This window comes from Halobacteriovorax sp. (assembly GCF_041587335.1).
Classification (GTDB): Bacteria; Bdellovibrionota; Bacteriovoracia; order Bacteriovoracales; family Bacteriovoracaceae; genus Halobacteriovorax.
Window position 1 is genome coordinate 1 of the sequence record NZ_JBFGYP010000205.1, and the last position, 3505, is coordinate 3505.

Annotated in this window: 5 protein-coding genes; 2 read left to right on the forward strand and 3 right to left on the reverse strand. The window is 35.6% G+C overall.

Annotated features, from left to right (window positions below; all coding sequences use genetic code 11):
• Nucleotides 1-332, reverse strand: a 332-nt coding sequence (locus tag ABX784_RS16190; protein WP_372656102.1) for a hypothetical protein, incomplete at its 3' end; no start/stop codon positions are given.
• Between the two features lie 2 nt (nucleotides 333-334).
• A complete protein-coding gene (locus ABX784_RS16195) occupies nucleotides 335-859 on the reverse strand; it encodes a redoxin domain-containing protein (RefSeq protein WP_372656103.1) in 525 nt (174 codons plus the stop codon).
• A 105-nt stretch (nucleotides 860-964) separates the two neighbouring features.
• Here ABX784_RS16195 and ABX784_RS16200 point away from each other — a divergent pair, with 105 nt between their 5' ends.
• Together ABX784_RS16200 and ABX784_RS16205 are read left to right on the forward strand one after the other, a co-directional pair.
• Complete coding sequence (locus ABX784_RS16200; protein ID WP_372656104.1) at nucleotides 965-2203, forward strand: ATP-binding protein; 1239 nt, start codon at nucleotides 965-967, stop codon at nucleotides 2201-2203.
• Nucleotides 2200-2718, forward strand: coding sequence for a response regulator transcription factor (locus tag ABX784_RS16205; protein WP_372656105.1), 519 nt, complete (start codon nucleotides 2200-2202; stop codon nucleotides 2716-2718). Before ABX784_RS16200 ends, ABX784_RS16205 begins: the two co-directional genes overlap by 4 nt.
• Nucleotides 2719-2775: 57 nt before the next feature.
• Here the strand turns inward: ABX784_RS16205 and ABX784_RS16210 are convergent.
• On the reverse strand, nucleotides 2776-3505 hold a 730-nt coding region (locus tag ABX784_RS16210; RefSeq protein WP_372656106.1), incomplete at its 5' end, for an endonuclease I family protein.

Genomic DNA, 3505 nt, shown 5'->3' on the forward strand with positions numbered 1-3505 from the left:
ATTCTTTCAGTGTAACCATCATCAGCAGTTCCATGACCCATTGATGGCATCCATCCCCAGTTATAGAATTCGTGGCCACTAGGTATATCTACTAATTCACCTTTTTTATTGTGAATGATAATTAAGTAGCTATTTTCAAGGTTAGGGTCTGCGTATGGGCCTTTGAGCCAATTTACTTTTACTGAGAGATTACTATTTTTGAAACTTAGAGCAGAGTTTAGCTCTGTTGTTCCTTGAAGGTTTTCAGGAGTTTCATTTTCATGGTTAAATAGTGGAGATTCTCCACATGAGTATAGAAATAATAGTGAAAATATTAAGGTTAGTTTCAACATATTTACCTAATGATGTAGCAGCCAAGTGCTCTTGCAAATTTTTGTTTAACTTCTCTGTTGTTCTTTATGTCTTCAAGTGCATTCTTTAAGTAAAACTTCTTCGCTCTTTTTGGAGCTGTGCTATTTGTAACTCCACCATGAAAGAGTATCTCTCCCTTTGGGTTTACAACAAATACATGAGGGGTCTTAGTCGCTTTAAATTGATCAGCAATTTTCATGTCTTTATCAAAAGCAATAGGGAAGCCAAAACTTCCAAACTCTTTTTTTGCACTTTCGATTGTTTCGTTGGCATTAGAATGAATACCTAGGAATTGAAAGTTAGGATATTGCTTTCCTAGATCTTGTAGGTAGGGAATGTGATTTTTTGTACAAGGACAAGAAGCACTTAAGAAGAATATGACAGTATTCTTATCTTTAGTATCAAGGGTAGTTACGCTTTTTCCATTTAGTAGTCTTGCCTCTGATAGAGGGCCCTCTAGTCCAAAAGAGCTTAAAGATAATAAGAGAAGTGCTAGTAGTAATTTCATCCACTCTATATATTACGCAAAGGTCAAAACGGCCATGCATCTTATTGTTGCACAACTATTTACAGGGGGATTTGCATTACCTATATTGTCTTTAAATAGGTGAGCATGAAAAAAAGTTTATTTAATTACGGACATTTAAAGCATCGAAATGAGTTGAAGCTTCAACTTCTGATACACTTGCGCTGGATTTTATTAGCTTTCTTAACTACTTTACTTTGCCTTTCTATGCTCCTCTATAATCTAGACCGCATGATCTCTCTCTATCTATGTTTTATTTTTGCGGGAATGGGTGTCTTTAATTCGTATTCAATATCTAAGTTGAAGTCAGTTGACGGTGTTTCAAATTGGGATATTTTCTTCAATATTCTCTTTGATCTTGTGATTATAGATATTTGTATTCTCCTAAGTGGGGGAATTGCAACGCCCTTTAGTGCTTTTATATTTATCTACTTAATATTGGGGGGATTTCTCTTAGATATTAAAGAGTCTATGTTTATTTTAATTGCTAGTTTAATGAGTTTAGTTTTTCTCTGGAAGAGCCCTCTCCCTGTCATTATCAGTTATGACTTTCACTACAGTAACTTAAGTTATCTCGTTGGTAGCTCAATTGTTCTTCTAATCCTCTGGTTATTGATTACATGGATTCAAAAATCTTTTAAAGAAATGGATAGAAACCTTGTTCAGATCTCTAGCCAGCTTCAGCAAGCGGATAGACTTAAGGCATTTGGACTTCTCTCTGCTGGGCTTAGCCATGAACTGGCCACACCGTTAAATACGATTTTACTCAAAGCAAATAGAATTAAGAGAAAGGGCGGGGAAGAGACTAGAGAGGATGCGTTATCTCTCTCAAGGGCAACTGACTCATGTCTTAAGTCTTTAAAAAGAATTCAGCAAATATCTATAAATAGTGAAGAGCTTAACTTTGAGGAATTTGACCTAATAAGCTCTATTAAAAATATAATCAAATTTAAAAACTGGAATATAGAAGTTAAGAGCAATGTGTCTGAGTTTAAGTATAAGCTTCCAATTATTGCATTCTCTCAAATTATGGTTGATCTCATTGAGAATGCTATCGAGGCCTCTGGCGAGGAGAATGTCTTTATAGAATTAATAAATGAGAAAAAGAATTTAAAAATAAAGGTCATCAATAAGTCTTCAAGTGTAGATAGGCTTGTCTTAGAACATTTTGGTGAGCCTTTTGTTACTACTAAAGAACAGGGAACTGGTTTAGGCCTTTATAATGCTAAGATCTTCCTAGAAAGTATTGGAGCAAAGTTCACTCTACAAAATATTGAGGGAAATGTTCTTGCTATTATTGAAGTAGACCAAGGAGTAGTCCTTTGAAGAATGTATTGATAATTGATGATGATAGAAACTTCTGCGAGAGCTTAAAGGTAGAGTTTCAAGACCTTGGATATAGTGCGAAGTTCTGTACTTCAATATCGGAGCTAGAAGAAGAGCAAGAAATTACAAAATATGACTGGGCCGTAGTCGACTTAAGAATCGGTATTGATAATGGCCTAGATGTTGTAGATATATTAAAAAAAGAAAATTCAGAAATGGAGGTTATTATTCTCACTGGCTTTGGCTCAATCTCTACTGCTGTTGAGGCAGTAAAAAGGGGAGCAAAGCAATACCTATCTAAGCCTATTCAGTTTGATGAGCTATTAGAGAGCTTTGGAGATCAACAAATTGATAATGAAGTTGAGTCTTATCCAAGTCTAGCTAGAAAAGAGAGAGAGTACATTGAATTTGTCTTAAATGAGTGTGATGGAAATATATCTCAAGCGGCAAAGAAACTTGGAATTCACAGACAATCTCTTCAGAGAAAACTTAAAAAATATACGCCATTGAAATAATTTATTGAGATATTTCCTGTATAGACCTTAGTCTACACAGGATGCATTAGGTGTGATTTAGAAGTCGCTGATTGAATCAACTAATTCTGGATAATCGATGAATGGGTTTCTGTTACCTTGAACACTGTAAACACCATTATTTCTTTTAATTTCAGCTTCATCAACTGGATCTTCTTGATGCCATTTCTTAAACAGCCTTTCTGTATCCGCTTTGATTTTTCCATTGTATCTAACTGAGAAGTACATCATTGCTCTTGCAACATTACCTCTGTGATTAGGTGCTGGTTCAAATACTCTGTTTCCACTTGAGCTTACTTGAGAGAGGTGACAGTTAGGAGCTGGATCTTTTCCATCTCTAACTTCTCCAAAGTCATGGTTACCACGAGAGCTATTAGCTTTAGAATCTGTTGGGAAAAGGTGGTGAAGGTCTGATTTTTGGTAGCTTGATTGGTATCCTGTGAACTTACTCTGTGGCCATGTGTGCTCACAGTTAAGAACGTTACTATTAGGAATACTCATTGGTCCAATAGTTCCAGTGCTTCTAGATGTTGTGAACTTGTTTTCACAGTAAACACCGTGGAGGTAATACTCACCATCATTCTTTAGGTGACCTAGGTCTTCATTGCCAAATAAGTTTCTTCTGGCTGTCTTGTAACCTAGATTCTTGTGTGAATAGCAATCTCTAGAATTTGAAGAACATCCTAGTGTGTCTGCTTTTCCTGAATTTTTCTGGTGTTTTGAAGTTAGAATCTTTTTTAAAGTGTCCTTTAATGATTCATCTTCGAGG

What these genes read in the sequence shown, in the direction of transcription:
- ABX784_RS16200 (WP_372656104.1), top strand. Translation starts at nt 965, where the DNA reads ATGAAAAAAAGTTTATTTAATTACGGACATTTAAAGCATCGAAATGAG.
- ABX784_RS16195 (WP_372656103.1), bottom strand. Translation starts at nt 859, where the DNA reads ATGAAATTACTACTAGCACTTCTCTTATTATCTTTAAGCTCTTTTGGA.